General features: G+C 61.1%; 14 protein-coding genes. 7 read left to right on the top strand and 7 right to left on the bottom strand.

The window, feature by feature from the left end:
- Positions 1–27: 27 nt before the first annotated feature.
- The 7 genes from PH605_RS13465 to PH605_RS13435 form a co-directional block, all read right to left on the bottom strand.
- Complete coding sequence (locus PH605_RS13465; RefSeq protein WP_142845216.1) at positions 28–657, bottom strand: NAD(P)H-dependent oxidoreductase; 630 nt, start codon at positions 655–657, stop codon at positions 28–30.
- Positions 658–1025: 368 nt separating this feature from the next.
- Positions 1026–2405 carry a GH1 family beta-glucosidase gene (locus PH605_RS13460; protein ID WP_142845217.1) on the bottom strand — a complete coding sequence of 460 codons (1380 nt, stop codon included), beginning with the start codon at positions 2403–2405 and terminating at the stop codon, positions 1026–1028.
- A 725-nt stretch (positions 2406–3130) separates the two neighbouring features.
- The gene (gene xylA / locus PH605_RS13455) at positions 3131–4441 is read right to left on the bottom strand and encodes a xylose isomerase (RefSeq protein ID WP_142845218.1); all 1311 of its coding nucleotides are present in this window, start codon (positions 4439–4441) and stop codon (positions 3131–3133) included.
- A 232-nt stretch (positions 4442–4673) separates the two neighbouring features.
- On the bottom strand, positions 4674–6128 hold the full coding sequence (gene xylB / locus PH605_RS13450) for a xylulokinase (protein WP_142845255.1): 1455 nt from the start codon (positions 6126–6128) through the stop codon (positions 4674–4676).
- A 105-nt stretch (positions 6129–6233) separates the two neighbouring features.
- Positions 6234–7256 carry a LacI family DNA-binding transcriptional regulator gene (locus PH605_RS13445; protein ID WP_065656358.1) on the bottom strand — a complete coding sequence of 341 codons (1023 nt, stop codon included), beginning with the start codon at positions 7254–7256 and terminating at the stop codon, positions 6234–6236.
- Between the two features lie 223 nt (positions 7257–7479).
- The gene (locus PH605_RS13440) at positions 7480–9063 is read right to left on the bottom strand and encodes a DHA2 family efflux MFS transporter permease subunit (protein ID WP_065656357.1); all 1584 of its coding nucleotides are present in this window, start codon (positions 9061–9063) and stop codon (positions 7480–7482) included.
- Between the two features lie 34 nt (positions 9064–9097).
- Entirely contained in the window at positions 9098–10312 is a 1215-nt protein-coding gene (locus tag PH605_RS13435; protein ID WP_142845219.1) for an HlyD family secretion protein, read from the bottom strand.
- A gap of 160 nt (positions 10313–10472) precedes the next feature.
- Between PH605_RS13435 and PH605_RS13430 the strand changes: the two genes are divergently transcribed.
- The 7 genes from PH605_RS13430 to PH605_RS13400 all read left to right on the top strand — a co-directional run bounded on the left by PH605_RS13430 (position 10473) and on the right by PH605_RS13400 (position 19943).
- On the top strand, positions 10473–11159 hold the full coding sequence (locus PH605_RS13430; RefSeq protein ID WP_065656355.1) for a TetR/AcrR family transcriptional regulator: 687 nt from the start codon (positions 10473–10475) through the stop codon (positions 11157–11159).
- Positions 11160–11322: 163 nt separating this feature from the next.
- Positions 11323–12084: a TerC family protein gene (locus PH605_RS13425; RefSeq protein WP_080857901.1), complete on the top strand. Its 762-nt coding sequence runs from the start codon at positions 11323–11325 to the stop codon at positions 12082–12084.
- Between the two features lie 155 nt (positions 12085–12239).
- Positions 12240–12551: a GIY-YIG nuclease family protein gene (locus tag PH605_RS13420; protein ID WP_080857900.1), complete on the top strand. Its 312-nt coding sequence runs from the start codon at positions 12240–12242 to the stop codon at positions 12549–12551.
- A 155-nt stretch (positions 12552–12706) separates the two neighbouring features.
- Positions 12707–14479 carry an SLC13 family permease gene (locus tag PH605_RS13415; RefSeq protein ID WP_125146072.1) on the top strand — a complete coding sequence of 591 codons (1773 nt, stop codon included), beginning with the start codon at positions 12707–12709 and terminating at the stop codon, positions 14477–14479.
- A gap of 211 nt (positions 14480–14690) precedes the next feature.
- Positions 14691–16148 carry a glutamate--tRNA ligase gene (gltX, locus tag PH605_RS13410; protein ID WP_104680272.1) on the top strand — a complete coding sequence of 486 codons (1458 nt, stop codon included), beginning with the start codon at positions 14691–14693 and terminating at the stop codon, positions 16146–16148.
- A 249-nt stretch (positions 16149–16397) separates the two neighbouring features.
- On the top strand, positions 16398–17897 hold the full coding sequence (gene lysS, locus PH605_RS13405; RefSeq protein ID WP_142845220.1) for a lysine--tRNA ligase: 1500 nt from the start codon (positions 16398–16400) through the stop codon (positions 17895–17897).
- 306 nt (positions 17898–18203) lie between these two features.
- Complete coding sequence (locus PH605_RS13400) at positions 18204–19943, top strand: patatin-like phospholipase family protein (protein WP_078053212.1); 1740 nt, start codon at positions 18204–18206, stop codon at positions 19941–19943.
- The last annotated feature ends 48 nt before the right edge of the window (positions 19944–19991 follow it).

Raw genomic sequence — 19991 nt, 5'->3', positions numbered from 1 at the left:
AGTCAAGATTTCGCGACGATATGAAAATCACACGCGGCTGGTGAATTCCTCGAGCGGGCGGCGCACCTTCTTCAGGTTCACCAGCCAGTCGCCTTCCGGCTGGCGATAACCGAGCGGCAGGATGGTGACGGAGCGCAGGCCCTTTTCACGCAGGCCGAGGATTTCATCGAGCTTCGCCGGGTCGAAGCCTTCCATCGGAGTGGAATCCACGCCCTCGAAAGCGGCCTGCGCCACGGCCATGCCGAAGCCGATATAGGCCTGGCGGGCGGCGTGCTCGAAATTCACATGCTGCTCGCGTTGCGGATAGGTGGAAAGCAGCATCTGGCGATAGGCTTCCCAGCCCTCATTCTTGATGCCGCGTTCTTCGTTGACCAGATCGAACATGTGGTTGATCCGCTCTTCGGTGTAATTGTCCCATGCTGCAAAGACCAGCAGATGCGAACCGTCGGTCACCTGCGCCTGGTTCCAGGCGATCTCGCGGATCTTGGCGCGCACTTCAGGATCGGTAACGACGATCACCTCGAAGGGCTGAAGGCCGCTGGAGGTGGGCGCAAGCCGCGCCGCCTCGACAATGCGCTCGACCTTGTCTTCCGACACGGCCTTGGAAGGATCCATTTTCTTGGTGGCGTAACGCCAGTTGAGTTTTTCGATAAGCATCTTCGTTTTCCCTGGGAGAACCATCCCGCCCTGCCCCTTGGACGCCAGAACGGGTGCTACGCTTTCGTAGCCCGTCTGACATAGGAGGCAGGATGGCGGGCGCAAGCAGGCACCGCGGGGTAACCGATAAAAAAGTTTGGAAAACTGATAATAAGGTGGGAGAACTTTATTGCGACGGGCGCTGACACGTCGCCTGCTACCGGATGCGGCGCGTAAAGTTCATGCACGGCCGTCCCCCAACCCTCATTCCTGTGCTTGTCACAAGAACCCAGCCGACACGCGTCTGCGTGGCGGAAAGACTCTTTTCAGCCCAAGGACTTGGGCTGGCTGGATCCCTGAGACGAGCACAGGGATGAGGGAGGTGACCGTTACTGCTTCGCCAGACCATGGTTCCCCTTCGGAAAGCCCGAAGCCAGCGCACTATACCATTTGCCGCTGTTCTTCAGCGTCCGCACCTGCGTGTCGTAATCCACATGCACGAGACCGAAGCGCATGCGGTAACCCTCGGCCCATTCGAAATTATCCATCAGGCTCCAGGCGAAATAACCGCGCATCGGATAACCGTCGCGGATGAGATCGGCGACGATACCGAGGTGTTCGGCGTAATAGTCGAGACGCGGCTGGTCATCCACCTCGCCGTTTTCGACGCCCATATTATAGCAGGCGCCGTTTTCGGTGATGTAGCAATCCGGCAGGTCGTAACGCTTGTAGAGCGTCTCCACCAGCGACTGGAGCGCCGGGGCATAGACCTCCCAGCCGATATCGGTCTTCACATCGCTGACGGCCGGAGCCGGTATCGTGGCGGGGAATTCCGCGCCCGGTGTCGCATCGTCGGCAACACGCATCGGCGTGTAATAATTCAGGCCCCACCAGTCGAGCTTCTGGCTGATGATGGAAAGGTCTTCAGCCTCCACCACCGGCATGCGGCTTCCCAGCGCTTCCATCATCTCAGCCGGATATTCGCCCTTGAAGACCGGATCAAAAAACGCACCGTTGTGGAACTGGAAGGCCCGTTCGGCGGCCTTGAGGTCAGCGTCGCTATCGGAAGCCGGGATGACGGAGTGGGCATTCAGCACCAGCCCCACCGGCACTTTCGGCGCGACATGGCGGGAGGCTTCCACGCCGAAACCATGGGCGAGATTGATGTGATGCATGGCGGCAAGGGCTGCCTCCATGTTGCGCTCGCCCGGCGCATGAATGCCATAGAGATGGCTGAGCCACACCGCGCACCAGGGCTCGTTGAAGGTCGCCACCGCATCCAGCCGGTCACCCAGACGAGCCATCACGGTCTTGGCGTATCGCTGGAAGGCGTGCGCGGTGGAGCGCGAGGCCCAGCCGCCATCGCCCATCAGCGTCAGCGGCAGGTCCCAATGGTAAAGCGTCGCATAGGTCTTGATACCCCGCGCCTTGCAGCCATCGACGAGGCGGTCGTAAAAATCCAGCCCCTTCTCGTTGATCGGTCCGAAACCATCCGGAATGATGCGCGGCCAGGCGATGGAGAAACGATAGGCCTCGACACCCATGTCCTTGATGAGATCGAGATCCTGTTCCCAGCGATTATAATGATCGCAGGCAATATCGCCATTGTGACGCCCGAAGACATGGCCCGGCATATTGCAGAAGGCGTCCCAGATGGAGGGCTTGCGGCCATCTGCCTTCGTGGAGCCTTCGATCTGGAAAGAGGCGGTCGCGACGCCGAACAGGAAATCGCCGGGGAAACGGGCGGCTAGCGTTTTGGGATCGGTCATCTGCGAGGCCCTTCTCTGTCCATCGAGCGTGAAAAGATCAGCAGGGGTTTAGACCATGTCGGCCGGCAGGTACAGTCGTGGGCGGCAGGAATCTACAACGTTTCAGGATGTGGAGTTAACAAGTCCAAAGCGCTTTGCATGCGGGAGTGCCGCCGCAGCGGTTTGCCGGCGGCGCAAGGCATCGACCCGGCGAATGCGGGTGGGAGATGGGAGGTGGAGGAAGTCGTTGCATTCACCGGGCCGCATCATCAGGGCCGCCAGGGCAGCCCCTCGGTCACAGCCTTTTCACGGCACCTATCGGATCGGCCCTTCCCGCCTCTGGCCCGGCGGAATGCCTTTCCGAAACACGGTTTGCCAGAACCATGCTTGTCGATGCCGGCCTCCGGTTCGCGAAAGGAGCCGCGCGTATCGCCCTTCCGTTCCGGTTGCGGGAGGAATGATGCGGCGGAAATGGCGGGTGGGGATGGGAGGGGACGTATTTTTCGGGAAGTGACTGAAAAGGAAGGAGGGGTGGCGCGGAGTTGTCCGCATCTTTTGGAACAGAACGGAGAGCAAGCCCCCTCATCCGGCCCTTCGGGCCACCTTCTCCCCGGCGGGGAGAAGAAATATGCCGTGCCCTCAGCGTGGCAAGGAGTGTGGAGCTTGTTCTTCTCCCCGCCGGGGAGAAGTGCCGGAGCGAAGCGAGGCGATGAGGGGGCGACGCTGCCGCCGCCCCCTCCAGCGCGTCAAACGTAACGATTGACCACGTTTTCGAGATATTCCTGACGACCGGACTTCGGCTCGGGATTGATATCCTCACGCTCCACCAGGGCGGCGATCTCTTCCAGCTTCAGCTCGCCGCGCAGCATCTTCTGGGCCTCAGCCGAATCCCATTTGGCGTAACGCTCCGCAAGCGGCTTCGACAGCGCGCCGTCCTCGATCATCTTCGCCGCCGCCTTCAGGCCGCGGGCGCAGCAATCCATGCCGCCGATATGGCCGATCAGCAGGTCCTGCGGATCGAGCGACTGACGGCGCAGCTTGGAATCGAAGTTGGTGCCGCCGTTCTTGAAACCGCCACCGGCCAGAACATGGTAATAAGCGAGCGCCATTTCCGGCACGTTGTTGGGGAACTGGTCGGTATCCCAGCCGGACTGGTAGTCGTTACGGTTCATGTCGATGGAACCGAAAATGCCGAAGGCATTGGCCATGGCCAACTCATGCTCGAAGGAGTGGCCGGCGAGAATGGCGTGGCCCTGCTCGATATTGACCTTCACTTCCTTTTCCAGACCGTTCTTCTGCAGGAAGGCGTAAACGGTGGCGACGTCGTAGTCATACTGGTGCTTGGTCGGCTCCTGCGGCTTCGGCTCGATCAGGATCGTGCCTTCGAAGCCGATCTTGTATTTATACTCCACCACCAGATTGAGGAAGCGGCCGAGCTGGTCGAGTTCACGCGACAGATCGGTATTGAGCAGGGTCTCGTAACCTTCGCGGCCGCCCCACAGAACATAGTTCGCGCCGCCGAGCTTCTTGGTGGCGTCCATGCAGGTCTTCACGGTCGCGGCGGAGAAGGCGAAGACGTCAGGATCCGGATTGGTGGCAGCACCCGACATGAAGCGACGGTTGGAGAAGAGGTTCGCCGTGCCCCACAGAAGCCTCACGCCGGTATCGGCCTGCTTTTGGGCAAAATAATCAACGATCTCGTTGAGGTTCTTGGTATTCTCCGCGAAGTTCCGGCCCTCCGGGCGCACATCGGCGTCGTGGAAGCAGTAGAACGGCGAACCGAGCAGCGAGAAGAATTCGAAAGCCACATCCGCCTTCAGTTTCGCCGCCTGCATCGTATCTTCGAACCATGGGCGCAGGAAAGTCTGGCCGCCGAAGGGGTCGCCGCCCGGCCAGGTGAAGGTGTGCCAATAGGCCACCGCAAAACGCAGGTGATCTTCCATGCGCTTGCCGGCGACGATCTCATCGGGGTTGTAATGACGGAAGGCCAGCGGGTTGGTGCTGTCGGGGCCTTCATATTTGATCTTGGCAATATCGCCGAAGAAACCTGTGCTCATGGTGATCCTCCTTGGTGGGTTTAGATGGTGTTCGGTATAGGTTGGAGGGCGTGGCTCACCCCCCTCTGTCCTGCCGGACATCTCCCCCTCAAGGGGGGAGATCGACTCGCGGATAGGTCTCGTCCTCATGCTAGGCTGAGGGTGGAGCGAGGGTTAGCGCCCTGCCGATCTCCCCCCTTGAGGGGAAGATGCCCGGCAGGGCAGAGGGGGGTGAAGCCGCACACGCCGTGTCTCAATGCGAAAGCGCCCGAATAGCCGGATAAAGCGCATGATAGCGCCGGTAAGCCTCCTCATAGGCGCCGGCCAGCGCCGCCACCGGCTCGATGGTCCGCGCCGTTTCCGGCTGCGCGCAGACCGCCACCGGATCAGCCCCGGTCGCGGCAATCAGGCCGAGACGGGCCGCACCGAAGGCCGCGCCGAAATCGCCCTCGGCCGGAATATCGACGGGCACGCCGAGCGAGGTGGCGATGGAGGCCAGCCAATAGGCCGAGCGCGAGCCGCCGCCGATGGCGGTGACGCGGGAAATCGAGGTACCGGCCGACTTCAGCGCTTCGAGATTGTCCCTGATCGCGAAAGTCACGCCTTCCAGCACCGCCTGGGTCAGCGCCTTGCGGTCGCTTTCATGCGAAAGGCCGATGAAGGAGCCGCGGATGGCGGCGTCGTTGTGCGGTGTGCGCTCGCCGGAAAGATAGGGCGCGAAGGTAACACCGGTCGGGGCAAGCAGCGTTTCGCCAAGTTCACCCGTCAGATCGGCGGCGGATTGGCCGGTGAGGCGCGAATACCAGTTCAGCGCATCGGTGGCGGAGAGGATGACGCCCATCTGGTGCCAGGTATTGGGCAGCGCATGGCAGAAGGCATGCACGGCGCTTTCCGGCTTCGGCAGGTACGATGCATTGGCGGCAAAAAGCACGCCGGATGTGCCGAGCGACACGAAAGCGTGGCCTTCCTTCACGGTGCCCATGCCGCAGGCGGAAGCGGCATTGTCTCCCGCGCCGCCGGCAACGACGGCACGGCCGGAAATGCCCCATTCGGAGCCAAGTTCGGCGCGCAGCACGCCCGCCTCATCCGTGCCTTCCACCAGCGACGGCATGTGCTTTTCATCCAGCCCGGTGGCGGCAAGAAGCTCGGAAGACCATTTGCGCGCGCCGGTATCGAGCCAGGAGGTGCCGGCGGAATCGGACATTTCGGAGATATAGTCTCCCGTCAGCCACAGACGCAGATAATCCTTCGGCAGCAGCACCTTGGCCACTTTCGCGAAGATTTCAGGTTCATTCTTCGCCACCCAGGCAAGTTTCGGCGCGGTGAAGCCGGGGAAGACGATATTGCCGGTGATCTTGCGGAAACGCGGATCGGCATCCAGCGCGGCGGCCTCGGCATAAGAGCGTGTGTCGTTCCACAGGATGCAGGGGCGCAGCACCTTGCCGGCCGCATCGATCAGCGTTGCGCCATGCATCTGGCCGGAAAGGCCGATGCCCTTGACGGCGGCAAGCTCCTTCGGAAACTTCTGCTTCAGGCCGGCAACGGCGGTTTTCGTCGCGGCAATCCAGTCGGCCGGGTCCTGTTCCGACCAGCCGTGATGCGGGCGCGAAACGTCCAGCGAGCCGTTGGCCGAGCCAATGATTTTCTGATCGCCGTCCATCAGCAGGGCTTTGACGCCGGATGTGCCAAGATCGAGACCGAGATACATGTATTTCTCCATTCCGGCGCGCCATGCGCCGCTTTCAGCGTTTTTTAAAAGTCGCCGCATTTCCGTACGGAAAACCGGCGGCCACTTTTCCTGGAAATGCTCTCATCAGGGAAGATTGTCCCTGAGGAATATGTCGATACGGATACGTTCCTGCGCGGCGATGACGGGCTGGCCATCGGCCCGCGCCTTCAACACGCGGATGGCGCTGCGCACCTCGTGACCCGCGTCCTGGTTGAGCACGGCGTCCAGCAGCCCTTCCCGCAGCGCATTGGCGGTGTTTTCCGTCAGCTCATGGGCGATGACCGAAAGCGCTCTTTCGCCCTCTGCCGCGCCAAGCGCCCGGATGAGGCCGCGATTGCCCGCGCCGAGGCTGTAGATGCCGGAGAGCGCGGCATTGCCGAGCGCCTTGCGCACCAGCGTCTCGACGGTGAGCGGATCGTCCCTGCCCTCCAGCACCGGCAGCAGCTGCAATTGCGGAAACTCGGATTCGATGACGGCGCGAAATCCTTCCAGACGTTCGCGATGGTCGCGCACCAGCATGGAGCCGGCGACAACCGCGACATCGCCGCCGCGCCCGGAGAGAAAACGTCCCATCAGGCTTGCCGCCGTGCGCCCGGCCGCGACGTTGTCCACACCGGCATAATGATCCCGCCGCGAACCGGAAAGATCGGACACCAGCGTCACCGTGGCGATGCCGTCTTCGGCCAGCCGGTCGGCGGCTTCCGCCACATCTTCGGAATCGGTGGCGACGAAGGCGACGCCCGAGGGCTTTTCCCGCCGCGCGACTTCGAGAGCCTCCGTCAGCGCGGAGGCATTGAAGGGCGGCACCTCGATGACGCGGATCGCGGTGCGCTCCAGATGCGCCCGTGCCGCTGCGGCCCGCACTTCGGCGCGCAACGTCGCCATGAAGGAATTGTCATTGCCCGGCAGGATGAATACCAGCGAATAATTGCGGCCCTTGGCCAGATTGGCAGCCGCGATATCGCGCACGTAACCAAGCTCGGCAATGGCCGCCTCCACCCGTGCCCGCGTTGCCGCATGCACGCCGGGGCGCATGTTCAGCACCCGGTCGATGGTGGCGAGACTGACGCCCGCCCGCTCGGCGATATCGTGAACTGTCGGCTTCATGGCTCCTCCCTCCCCTTGCATATCCAGCTTTGCAGTCGAGGTAAACTGAAAAATGATGTACGTACCTCATATTTCGCGGAAAGCCGGGATCATGAATTGGGTGCGGACTTCTCCCCGGCGGGGAGAAGAAATATGCCGCCCTCGCTCGCTCCATATTCAAAACAAAAAAGGGGCCGTCATTTCCGACGGCCCCAGCTCTGCGGTGGATGGGAGGGGATTCTTGTTAGTGCGCCGCGTCTGGCGGCGGCGCTGCCTTGGGTTTCTGGATCAGCACGGTCATGAAGATCAGGCTCGAGAACAACAGTGTCAGCGCGAAGAACACATCCGCGAAGGCCAATATCCATGCCTGCTGCGAGACCATGCCAACCAGTTTCTTGACGGCGACGGACGCGCCGTCCAGCCCGTAGGAATCGTAGTTGGCGCCGACACTGTTCAGCCATTCCAGCGCCTGCGGGTTGGAATAGCTCACATGTTCGGCCAGCCGCACATAATGGTCGTCCGTGCGCTGCGACAGCATGGTGTTGATGATGGCAAGACCGACCGCGCCGCCGAGGTTACGGGTGAGGTTGAACAGGCCGGACGCATTGCGGATGCGGGCCGGCGGCAGGGTGCCGAGCGCGATGTTGTTGATCGGCACCATGCACATCATCAGGCCGAAACCGCGCAGGATCTGCGGGATCAGCAGCTCGTAGAAATCCCAGTCGGTCGTCACATGCGTCATGATCCATGTGCCGCAGCCGAAGCTGATGAAGCCGATCGCCATCATCGCCCGCGGATCGAGCTTGGTGGAGACCTTGCCGGCAATCGGCGCGGTGAAGAACATGGCAAGACCGGAGACGAACATGGTCTCGCCGATCATCAGCGCATCGTAACCACGCACCCGGCCGAGATAGAGCGGGTAAAGATATGTCAGCCCGTAAAGCCCGATGCCCATGACGAAGGAAAACAGCGAGCCGATGGAGAAGTTGCGGTCGGCGAAGGCGCGGATGTCGACGACAGGGAATTCCACCTTGAAGGCGCGCCAGAAGAACACGGCCGCGCCGATGACCATGGCGACCGTTCCCATGACGATGTGCTCGTCGTTGAACCAGTCCTTGTTGTTGCCCTCTTCCAGCACATATTCCAGCGAGCCGAGGAAGACGGCCATGGAGATCAGCCCCCACCAGTCGAACTTCTTCCAGAGCGACTTTTCCGGCTTGTCGAAATCGATCAGGCTCCAGGTGAGGATGGTGACGATGATGCCGGGAATGATGTTGACGAGGAACAGCCAGTGCCAGGAAAAGGCATTGGAGAGATAACCGCCGACCGTCGGGCCGATGGTTGGCGCAAGCGTGGCGACGAGACCGATGATCGGCGAGACGACCGAACGCTTCGAGGGCGGGAAGATCGTGAAGGCGGCGGCGAAGACGGAGGGGATCATGCCGCCGCCGATAAAGCCCTGGATCGCGCGGTAGACGATCATCTGATCGATATTGGTGGCTGTGGCGCAGAGCGCGCTCGATATGGTGAAACCGGCCGCGCAGGTGGCGAAGAGCACACGCGTGGAGAGAATGCGCGCCAGCGTGCCCGACAGCGGTATCATGATGACTTCGGCGATCAGATAGGAGGTCTGCACCCAGGCGATCTCATCGGAACCCGCGCCGAGACCCGCCTGGATTTCCGCGAGCGACGCGGAGACAATCTGAATGTCGAGGATGGACATGAACATGCCGAAGACCATCGCGAAAAACGCGATGAGCCTGCGCCTGTCCATCGGGGGATCGGCGGGGATGGACGCCCCGCCCGTACCGACAACCGTAGCCGCCATGATCTTGACCTCAACGGCGCATCAGCGATGCGCCTTACTTGGCTTCCGGGTTAACTTGCGCCGTTCTGGTGCCTTCCGGCGCCGTGCGGGTATCGACATCGACAACGACGCTGAGGCCGGCGCGCAGATTGTGCTTTGCAAGGTCTTCCCTAGAGAAGACGATACGAACCGGCACACGCTGGATGACCTTGGTGAAGTTGCCGGTCGCGTTTTCCGGCGGCAGCATGGAGAAGACCGAGCCCGAGCCGGGCGAAATCGACTGCACCGTGCCCTCGATCGTCGCATCGTCAAAGGCGTCGACATGCACGCGCACCTTCGAACCGGGCACGACGCGGGCAAGCTGCGTTTCCTTGAAATTGGCGTCGATATAAAGCTCGTTCATCGGCACCAGCGAAGCCAGACGCTTGCCGACAGACACCAGATCGCCGTTCTGAACCGCCAGATTGCCGATGACGCCGTCATAAGGCGCCTTCAGAACAGTGAAGGAAAGATCGCGGGCGGCCTTGTCGCGGGAAAGCTGCAGCGAACGGATCGTGCTTTCGGCTTCCTCGCGCTGGGCGCGCAGGAGTTCAACATTGGCCTTGGCCGAGGAGATGGCGGCATCGCCGGCCACGACATTCGCCTTGGCCTGATCGAGCGCGACCTGCGCATTGTCGGAAGCGGCAACCGTGCCGACATCCTTCGCCTGCAGCTCGCTGGCGCGCTTCTGGGTGATTTCGGCACCGCGAAGGGCGGCATCCAGCGCACCCTTCTGGGCGACGGCCTGCTCCAGCGAAGCTTCGCCGCCGACGATCTGCGCATCGATGCGCTTCAGTGACAGTTGCTCGGTGCGGATCTGGGCTTCGGCCTGATCGAGCGCGATGCGATAATCGCCGTCGTCCAGCGTCACCAGCGGATCGCCCGCCTTGACTTCCTGGTTCTCGACCACGTTCACCTTGGCGACATAGCCCGAAACCTTCGGTGCGATGACGGCGATATCCCCTTCTATATAGGCGTCGTCCGTCGACACCATGAAGCGGCCGTCGACCCACCAGTTGTAACCGTACCAGCCGGCGCCGGCGAGAAGGGCAACCGCGATGACCGGCAGAAGCTTGGAACGCTTCTTCTGCTTCGGCGCCGCAATGGTCTGGGGCTGCTGCGGCGGCGCGGCCTCGGCCGGCTTTGCCGGAGAGGTCTCGGCCTTGGCGGAGATATCCGCCTCTTCCGCATCGTTGACGGCGCGAACCGCATTATTCTTCTGGGCCGACATGAGAGCTTACCGTGATAAATTGAAGAAAGTTTTTCGAACTGAACCGTTCGGTTCGATTGACATAATCTCTTTCCTGACACATATCAAGTGCTATCGAACCGATTGGTTCGACGTTCGGTTAATTTTTTTTACGCCATTGCGATGCTAAGAGACGGTAGCGATGGCAGGTGAAGACAGGGATATGGAGACGGAAACGGAAACGGGCTGTCCGGGCAATGCCGCCGGGCGTTTTGCGGCGGGTGAAGACCCGGCCAAGCGCGAGCAGATTCTGGCGGGCGCCTGGCGTGTGTTCAAGCGCAAGGGCTTCGACGCGGCCAGCATGAACGACATCACGCGTGAAGCCGGCGTTTCCAAGGGCACGATCTACGTCTATTTCTCCAACAAGGAGGATCTGTTCGTTGCGCTCGTCGACCATCACCGCAACGAATTCGCCACCTCCATGCGCCATATTCTCGAGGGCACCGAGGAGGTGCGCGAGGGGCTGGAACAGTTCGGCAAGGCCTTTGCCAACAAGATGATCTGTTCGGACATGATCCCTGCCATGCGTTCGGTGCTCGGCGTCATCGATCGCATGCCGAAACTGGCGCAGCGCTTTTTCCTGTCGGCTCCGAACAATGTGCGCACCGTGCTCCTGGACTTCATCGAACATCAGGTCGAGATCGGCCATCTGAAAGTGGATGACCCTGAGCTGGCCGCCCGGCAATATATCGAGCTTTCCACCGGCACCTTCTTCAAGCTGCGGCTGTTCGGCGAACTGGAAGGCCCGGTTCCCGACGAGGAACTGGACCGGGTTATCAGCAGCGCCATCAACGTATTCATGGCGGCTTACGGAACAGACAAGGCCTGAGATCATTCAGCAACGGCGTGAACGCCAATACGCGGCCTGCGCGAAATTTCGATGAAATCTTGCGCCCCGGAGCCATCAACTCCTTGTTTCTCGCGTATTGCGCTATAAATTCCACCCACCGAATATTTCGGCTGGCCTTGTTGCTGAAAGGAAAACCTACCTGATGGAGTCCATTCTCCCTCTTCTATCTGACCCCGCCGCCTGGGTGGCGCTCGTCACACTGATCGTCATGGAGGTCGTGCTCGGCATCGACAACCTGATCTTCATCTCCATCCTCACCAACAAGCTGCCGCCCGAACAGCGCGAAAAAGCCCGCAAGATCGGTATAGGCCTTGCGCTCGTCATGCGCCTCGGCCTGCTCGGCACCGTCGCATGGATCGTGCAGCTCACCACGCCGGTTTTCGAAGCCTTCGGCCACCCCTTCTCGTGGAAAGACATGATCCTCATAGCGGGTGGTCTCTTCCTGGTATGGAAGGCGACCAAGGAAATTCACCACAATGTCGACCCCGAAGATCACAAGGAAGACATGGTGGGTGGCCCGGCCGCGATGAATTTCGGCGCCGCCATTGGCCAGATCCTGTTGCTCGACCTTGTTTTCTCTGTAGACAGCATCATCACCGCCGTCGGCATGACACCGCATCTGCCGATCATGATCGTCGCCGTCGTCGTGGCCGTCACCGTCATGCTGCTGGCCGCAACGCCGCTCGCCAACTTCATCGAGCGCAACCCCACCATCGTCATGCTGGCGCTCGCCTTCCTGATGATGATTGGCACGACGCTGATCGCCGAAGGCATGGGCTTCCATGTTCCGAAGGGCTACGTCTATGCCGCCATGGCGTTCTCGGCGCTGGTGGAACTGCTCAACATGCTGGCCCGCAATGCGCGGCAGCGCAAAAAGGCGGAGGCGGCAGGCGATACGCACTAACGGCATCTCGCCACCGTCATTCCGGCCTTGAGCCGGAATCCAGCCAGCCCAAGTCTTTGGGCTGAAAGGACTCTTCTCGCCGCGCAGACGCGCGGCGGCTGGATACCGGATCAAGTCCGGTATGACGGAAATAATTTCGCCTCTTGCCAAAACTAATGACCTTTGCGCATGCTTTTCTCATGCGCCAAGGTTACGTTTATATTCTTGCATCCAAAAGAAACGGGACGCTCTATACTGGCGTAACAAGCGACCTTTCTCACCGTTTATATGAACATCAGAACAACCTGACCCCCGGATTCACAACGCGTTATGGCGTTAAGACGCTTGTGTGGTTCGAAACATACGATCTCGTCACGGACGCAATTGCGAGAGAAAAGACGATAAAAAACTGGCCGCGGGCATGGAAGATCAAGTTGATTGAAGATCTCAATCCAGCCTGGGACGACATTGCCCATTTTCTTCTCTGACGATGCCTCCGCTCCGTCATGCCGGCTCACGGCCGGTATGACGAAGAGATAGGAATGACATCAAGCCCGGAACCGCTTCACCCCGGCTTGCGTTCTTCGATATCCTCATCGATAGAGTCATTCCCGCCGACTCTCCTTCGAAAGCATAAGCCAGCATGACGACAGACCAGATTCTCGCCTTCACCGTCATCGCCGGCATGATGGTCGCGTTCATCTGGGACAGGCTGCGTTACGATGTCGTCGCCTGCAGTGCGCTGCTCGTGGCCGTCGCGCTCGGCGTCGTGCCTTTCGAAAAAGCTTTTTCCGGTTTTTCGGACGATATCGTCATCATCGTCGGCAGCGCGCTGGTGGTCAGCTCGGCCGTGGCGAGGTCGGGCATCGTCGATATGACGATCAAGAAATATTTTCCCGAAATGCACTCCAAGAGCCTGCAGCTCGCCTTCCTGATGATCGTCGTCGCCGTCATGTCGGCCTTTATCAAGAATATCGGCGCGCTCGCCATCATGATGCCGGTCGCCTTCCAGTTCGCCCGCAAATCCGGCAGCCCGGTCTCCTATTATCTGATGCCCATGGCCTTCGCCGCCCTGCTCGGCGGGCTGATGACGCAGATCGGCACCTCGCCCAACATCGTCGTGTCGCGGCTGCGCGAGGAAATGACCGGGCAGAGTTTTTCGATGTTCGACTTCACGCCCGTCGGCGCGGGACTTACCGTCATCGGCATCATCTTCCTGACCTTCGGTTACCGGCTGCTGCCGGTGCGCAACCGCCAGCAGGCGTCGGTGGAGGATATTCTCGACCAGTCCGCCTATACCGCTGAAGCCACCCTGCCCGCCGACAGCACCTATGCGGAGAAGCCGCTGCGCGAATTGCTGAAACAGGCCGACGGCGATGTGATCGCCAGCACCATCCTGCGCGGGCCGCGGCGCATCTCCCCCTTCCCCGACGTGACGCTGAAGGCGGGTGACACGATTCTCCTCGAAGGCAGCCCGGAGGGGCTGGACCGCATCGTCTCGCAGGCGAAGCTTCTGCTTTCCGGCAAGCCGCTGATGGAAAACGGCCAAAAAACCGCAGATCTCATTTCCATGGAGGCGGTGATCAGCAATGAATCGGTTCTGAACGGCATTTCGGCGCGTGAACTCGCGCTGTCCTATACGCGTGGCGTCAATCTGATCGCGGTGAGCCGGCGCGGCCAGCGCGTCAGCCAGCGGCTCTCCGAGCTGACATTGCAGGCGGGCGACGTCATTCTTTTGCAGGGCAGCCGCAAGAACCTGCCGCAGGTATTGCAGGAATTTTCGCTCTTGCCGCTGGCGCAGCGGGAAATCCTGCTGGGCGTGCAGCGCCGCGCGCTTCTGCCCGTCATCGTGCTCGCCGCCGCCATGATCGCCGCCGGCAGCGGGCTGGTGCCGGTCTCCGTCGCCTTTTTCGCCGCTGCCTTCATGATGATCGTGGTCGGCGCCATCCCGCTCACCGAGGTCTATAAATCCATCGACGGGCCGATCCTCGTCATGCTCGCCGCCCTTATTCCCGTCAGCGACTCGCTCCGCACCAGCGGGGCGAGCGAACTGATCGCCGCCTGGCTCGGTCATGCCGCGCAGGGATTGCCGCCCTTTGCGGCGCTTGGCATGATCCTGCTCACCGCCATGGCAGTGACGCCCTTTCTCAACAATGCCGCCACCGTGCTGGTCATGGCCCCCATCGCCGCCGGTTTCGCCACCACACTCGGTTTCCGGCCGGAGGCCTTTCTGATGGCGGTGGCTATCGGCGCCGGCTGCGATTTCCTCACACCCATCGGCCACCAGTGCAATACGCTGGTCATGGGCCCCGGCGGTTATCGCTTCAGCGACTATCCGCGCCTTGGCCTGCCGCTGTCGATCATGATCGTCATCGCCAGCATTCCCATGCTGCTTTACGTCTGGCCAGTGAACTAGGGCTCTCAGCTGGGACGCTGAACCAGCGCGGGCTTCGTATTTCCTTGACGCCTGCGGTAGAATATGGCCTAAGCCGAAGCCGAACGGGAATGTGCAAAAGGCGCTTTCATTGCGTCTTCCAACATGATTTCCTGCCGCATCCAAACGAAAACATCGTGACAGACGGGTGAACCGCCCCGATGTCACTGCCACGTCACGACGAGTGAATTTCATGACCACTTCCGGCGTTCGCGTCCGCATCGCACCTTCCCCCACCGGCGAGCCGCATGTCGGCACCGCCTATATCGCGCTGTTCAACTATCTCTTCGCCAAGAAACATGGCGGTGAGTTCATCCTGCGCATCGAGGATACCGACGCCACCCGCTCGACCCTCGAATATGAGCAGAAGGTGCTGGAAGCGCTGCGCTGGACCGGGCTGACCTGGTCGGAAGGCCCGGATGTCGGCGGCCCTTACGGTCCCTACCGCCAGTCCGAGCGCAAGGCCATGTATTGGCCCTATGCCGAAGAGCTGCTGGAAAAAGGCCATGCCTTCCGCTGTTTCTGCACGCCCGAGCGGCTGGAAGAAATGCGCGAGGCCCAGCGCGCCGCCGGCAAGCCGCCGAAATATGATGGCCATTGCCTCAACCTGAAGGCCGAGGAAGTGACCGCGCGCGTTGCCGCCGGTGAAGCCAACGTCGTGCGCATGAAAATCCCGGCCGAAGGCTCGTGCGATTTCCATGACGGCGTTTATGGCGATGTATCGATCCCGTGGGATTCGGTCGATATGCAGGTGCTGATCAAGGCCGACGGCATGCCGACCTATCACATGGCCAACGTCATCGACGACCATCTAATGAAGATCACCCATGTGGCGCGCGGCGAAGAGTGGCTGGCCTCCGTGCCCAAGCACATTCTGCTTTACCGTTATTTCGGCTGGGACCAGCCCACGTTCATGCATCTTTCGCTGATGCGCAACGCCGACAAGTCGAAGCTTTCCAAGCGCAAGAACCCGACCTCGATCTCCTATTATTCCGCGCTCGGTTACCTGCCGGAAGCGCTGATGAACTTCCTTGGCCTGTTCTTCATCCAGATCGCCGAAGGCGAAGAACTTCTGACCATGGACGAGCTGGCGGCGAAGTTCGACCCGGAAGCGCTTTCCAAGGCCGGCGCCATCTTCGACATTCAGAAGCTGGACTGGCTGAACGGCCGCTGGCTGCGCGAAAAGCTTTCGCCGGAAGAGTTCATTGCCCGCACACTGGAATGGGCGATGGAGAATTCCCGCCTGACTGAGGGCCTGAAGCTTGCGCAGAGCCGCGTTTCCAAACTCGGCGAGCTGCCGAACCTTGCCGGCTTCCTGCTCGCAAGCGATGCTGGCCTCACACCCGCTTCCTTTGCCGGTCTGAAGAGCAAGCCAGAGGAAATCCACGAAATCCTCACCACGGTTGCAGCAGACCTCGAAAAGATGCCTGACTGGAACGTGGAAGCGATAGAGGCCGAGCTGCGCGATGTCGCCGAACGCACCGGCAAGAAACTGCGCGTCGTGACGCCGCCGCTGTTTGTGGCCATGTCCGGTTCCTCGCGCTCGCTGCCGCTGTTTGACTCGATGGCGCTGCTCGGCCGCTCCGTCGTGCGCCAGCGCCTGAAGGCTGCGATTACCGTTGTGGCCACGATGGTGGGCAGCGGAAGCTGATAGTTATGTGCTGGCGGTGACGGCAGCATTCTGAATATACCCCTCTGCTCGGGGTACCCCCCTCTGCCCTGCCGGGCATCTCCCCCTCAAGGGGGGAGATCGACAAGCGGCTGACACCTTGCCCATGGAACGGGCGGGCGCGGCATCTGATCTCCCCCCTTGAGGGGGAGATGTCCGGCAGGACAGAGGGGGGTAAGCCCGGAGCGCACAGGGTAACCGCAACGAACAAAGCCGCTGAAGGCGAATACGATGAACGACAAGACGACCGAAACCACCGCCCTCTCCTCCGACGCCACCGAAGTGCGCCGCCAGAAGCTTGCGCTGCTGCGCGAGCAGATCGGCGATGTCTATCCGGCGCATTTCCACCGCACGCTGACCAATGCGGAGCTTGCGGAAAAATACGCCGATATCGAAGCCGACGTCGAAACCGGCGATACGGTGACGGTGGCCGGTCGCGTTTATTCCTCGCGCAATTCCGGCATGTTCATGGATATCCATGACGCATCCGGCAAGGTGCAGATCTTCTCCCACAAGGAGACGACGCCGGAAGCGGCGCGCAACCTGCTTCCGATGATCGATATCGGCGACATCATCGGCGTGACCGGCAAGGTGCGCCGCACCAAGCGCGGCGAGCTGACGATCAACGCCGAAGAAATCACCATGCTGACGAAGTCGCTGCTGCCGATGCCGGAAAAGTGGCACGGCGTCTCCGACATCGAGCTGCGTTACCGCAAGCGCCACCTCGACATTCTCTCCAACGAGGAATCCAAGCTGCGCTTCCTGCAGCGTTCGAAGATCCTCTCCGGCATCCGTCGTTTCATGGAGGCCGAAGGCTTCCTCGAAGTGGAAACGCCGATGCTGCAGACCATCTATGGCGGCGCGACGGCCGATCCGTTCAAGACCTTCCACAACACGCTGAAAATGGACATGTATCTGCGCATCGCGCCGGAACTGTTCCTGAAGCGCACGCTGGTTTCGGGCCTCACCGACAAGGTGTTCGAAATCAACCGCAACTTCCGCAACGAAGGCGTCTCCACAAGGCACAATCCTGAATTCACCATGATGGAGTGCTATTGGGCCTATGCCGACTACGAAGACATCATGGGTCTCGTGGAGCGGCTGTTCGAGACGCTGGCGATTGCCCTGCACGGCACGACCGAGGTCGAATTCCAGGGCCAGACGATCTCCTTCAAGGGCCCGTTCAAGCGCGTGCCGATGCCTGAGGCGGTGAAGGAAGCAACCGGTATCGATTTCCTTGCCATCAAGACCGACGAAGAAGCCCGCGCCGCTGCCAAGGCTGCCGGTTTTGCCGTCGAAAAGGACTGGACCTGGGGCGAATGCCTTGCCTTCATCTTCGAAGAAAAGGTCGAAGGCACGCTGATCCAGCCGAGCCACGTCACGCACTTCCCGAAGGACATCTCGCCCTTCGCCAAGGAAGTGCCGGGCGAACCGCGCCTCGTCGAGCGTTTCGAAAGCTATTGCAACGCCTGGGAAGTGGGCAACGCCTTCTCCGAACTCAACGACCCGGAAGAACAGCGCCGCCGCATGGTGGAGCAGCTGGAACAGGCGCACGCCCGCGGCGAAAAGGACAAGCAGCTGGACGACGAGTTCCTCGACGCCATCGACCAGGGCATGCCGCCCGCCGGTGGCCTCGGCATCGGCGTCGACCGCCTGATTATGCTTCTGACCAACGCGCCGTCGATCCGCGACGTCATCCTCTTCCCGGCCCGCCGCAACAAGGCGGACTGATCGGACGGAACCCGGGGCGGCCTCACGGCCGCCTTCCGCGCCCCGATTTTCTCGCTGGTGGGGAGGGGCGTATTTTCTTGACGTCGGAGAGTGTGGCGAGGTTTCGCCCGTTTGTCTGCCGGTTTTCCTCTCCAGAGATAGACGCCCGCAAGTAATCATCCGGCTTTCAGCGAACGGATCGCGCAAGTTTATTTAACTTTTAGTAGAATATACTGGCGACCTCACCTCAACTTGTGATACCCATTCTCCATCATTCGCATTGTGTTTGACGGCTTTCGATCAGGAGCCGCCGGGGGGGAGATACGCATGCCCGAGAATGAGCTTCCCAAATACCAGCCCGATATGTTTGCCGCACCTGAAAAGGAATGCGACGTGGTGATGAAAGGCGGCATCACCTCCGGCGTCGTTTATCCCTATGCGGTTCTGGAACTGGCGCGCCGGTATCGCTTCCGCTCGATAGGCGGCACATCGGCGGGGGCGATTGCCGCCGCCTTTGCGGCGGCGGCGGAATATTCCCGCACGGTCAGAAACGATCCGAATGGCTTCACCCGCCTGCAGGCTCATTGCGACACGATACCCACCATTCTGGACAGGCTTTTCCAGCCCCAGCGCCGTTTTCGCCCGCTGATGCGTTACCTGCTGTGGGCGCAGGCCGGCGGCTGGCCGGGCAAGGTCCTAGGCTTGCTCCTTGCTTTTCCGCTGGCAGCCATAGTTGGCATTGTCATCGGCGCCGGCGCCTTGTGGGTTCTGGGCGGCGGTTGGGCCGGGTCGGTTCTCGGGGGATTGGTGGGAATGCTGGCCGGCATCCTCGGCCAGATCCTGTGGCTGGTTTTCTACCGGTTGCCAAGAGACGGCTTCGGTTTCTGCTCGGGACTGACGGTTTCCGATGCCGAGGTTCCGGGCCTGACGGAATGGCTTCATGCATCGATCCAGGACATCGCTTTCGGCAGCGACGCAGCAACCGCGCCACCGCTGACCTTCGGCGATCTCATCGGCGCGGAGCCGGAGAAGCCGGTCATCAACCTCAAGATGGTGACGACGAACCTGTCGATGCGGCGGCCGCACACGCTTCCGACCACCAGTCTCATGGTGGCTTACGATCCGACGGAATGGAGCCAGCTCTTTCCCGCGGCCGTGATGAACTGGCTCAAGCAGATCGCAACACCGGGCGGCCCCTTTCCCGAACTCAAGGCTTTTCCGGAGCCCGCCCAGTTGCCGGTCATCATCGCAACGCGCATGAGCCTGAGCTTCCCGGTGCTGTTCAAGGCCATTCCGGCCTATACCAACGATCGCGGCACGCTGGATATCGTGCAGCGTCTCGGCGGCAAAGCGCGGCCCGTCATGAAGGCGAAAATCTGGTTCTCCGATGGCGGCATCAGCAGCAACTTCCCCATTCATCTTTTCGATGCCCTGCTTCCGTCGCGTCCCACTTTCGCGCTTAGCCTCGATGAATTGCCGAAATCCATCGCCAGCAGCGGTAAGCGCGTCACGATCCCGCAGGCGGCCGGCGAAGGGATCGGCGTGCCCGTTCACAAGATGGAAAAAATGAGCGGCTTTCTCGGCAGCATCCTCAGCTCGGCGAAGGACTGGCAGGATCAGTCGCTCGCCACCATGCCGGGCCAAAGAGAACGCATCGCCCGCGTTTTCCTCAACGAGGAGGAAGGCGGGCTGAACCTCACCATGCCGCCGGAACGCTCTGCGAAGCTGATGAGCTACGGCCTCGAGGTCGGGTCGCTCTTCGCCAATGGCGCGCTGGATTTCGACGAGCATCGCTGGCGACGGACGCTCGTTGCCTATGATCGGCTGGAAGACACGGTGTTTGCGACTGAGCGGCTGTGGAACGAAGGCAAATATCAGGACTGGCTGACGGGCTATATCGACGAGATCGAGAGCTACGAAGCCGTGACAAAGGGCGATAGGGAAAAGCTGATCGCCCGCATTGCCGCCTTTGCCGCCCTGTCGCAGAGTTTCTCTCCGGCAATCGTCAACAAACGGAAGAAATTTCCAAATCCGGCTGGCCGACTTCGGATCGGGCCGGATATCTGACACGTCAGATGCGAGCCACGGAAGGGTTCGGGGAAAAACCGCCTTCGC

The organism is Agrobacterium sp. CFBP 3001 (assembly GCF_027871605.1).
GTDB lineage: Bacteria > Pseudomonadota > Alphaproteobacteria > Rhizobiales > Rhizobiaceae > Agrobacterium > Agrobacterium leguminum.
The sequence above is the reverse complement of the archived record's forward strand: the minus strand, read 5'-3'. Positions and strand labels throughout refer to the sequence as shown.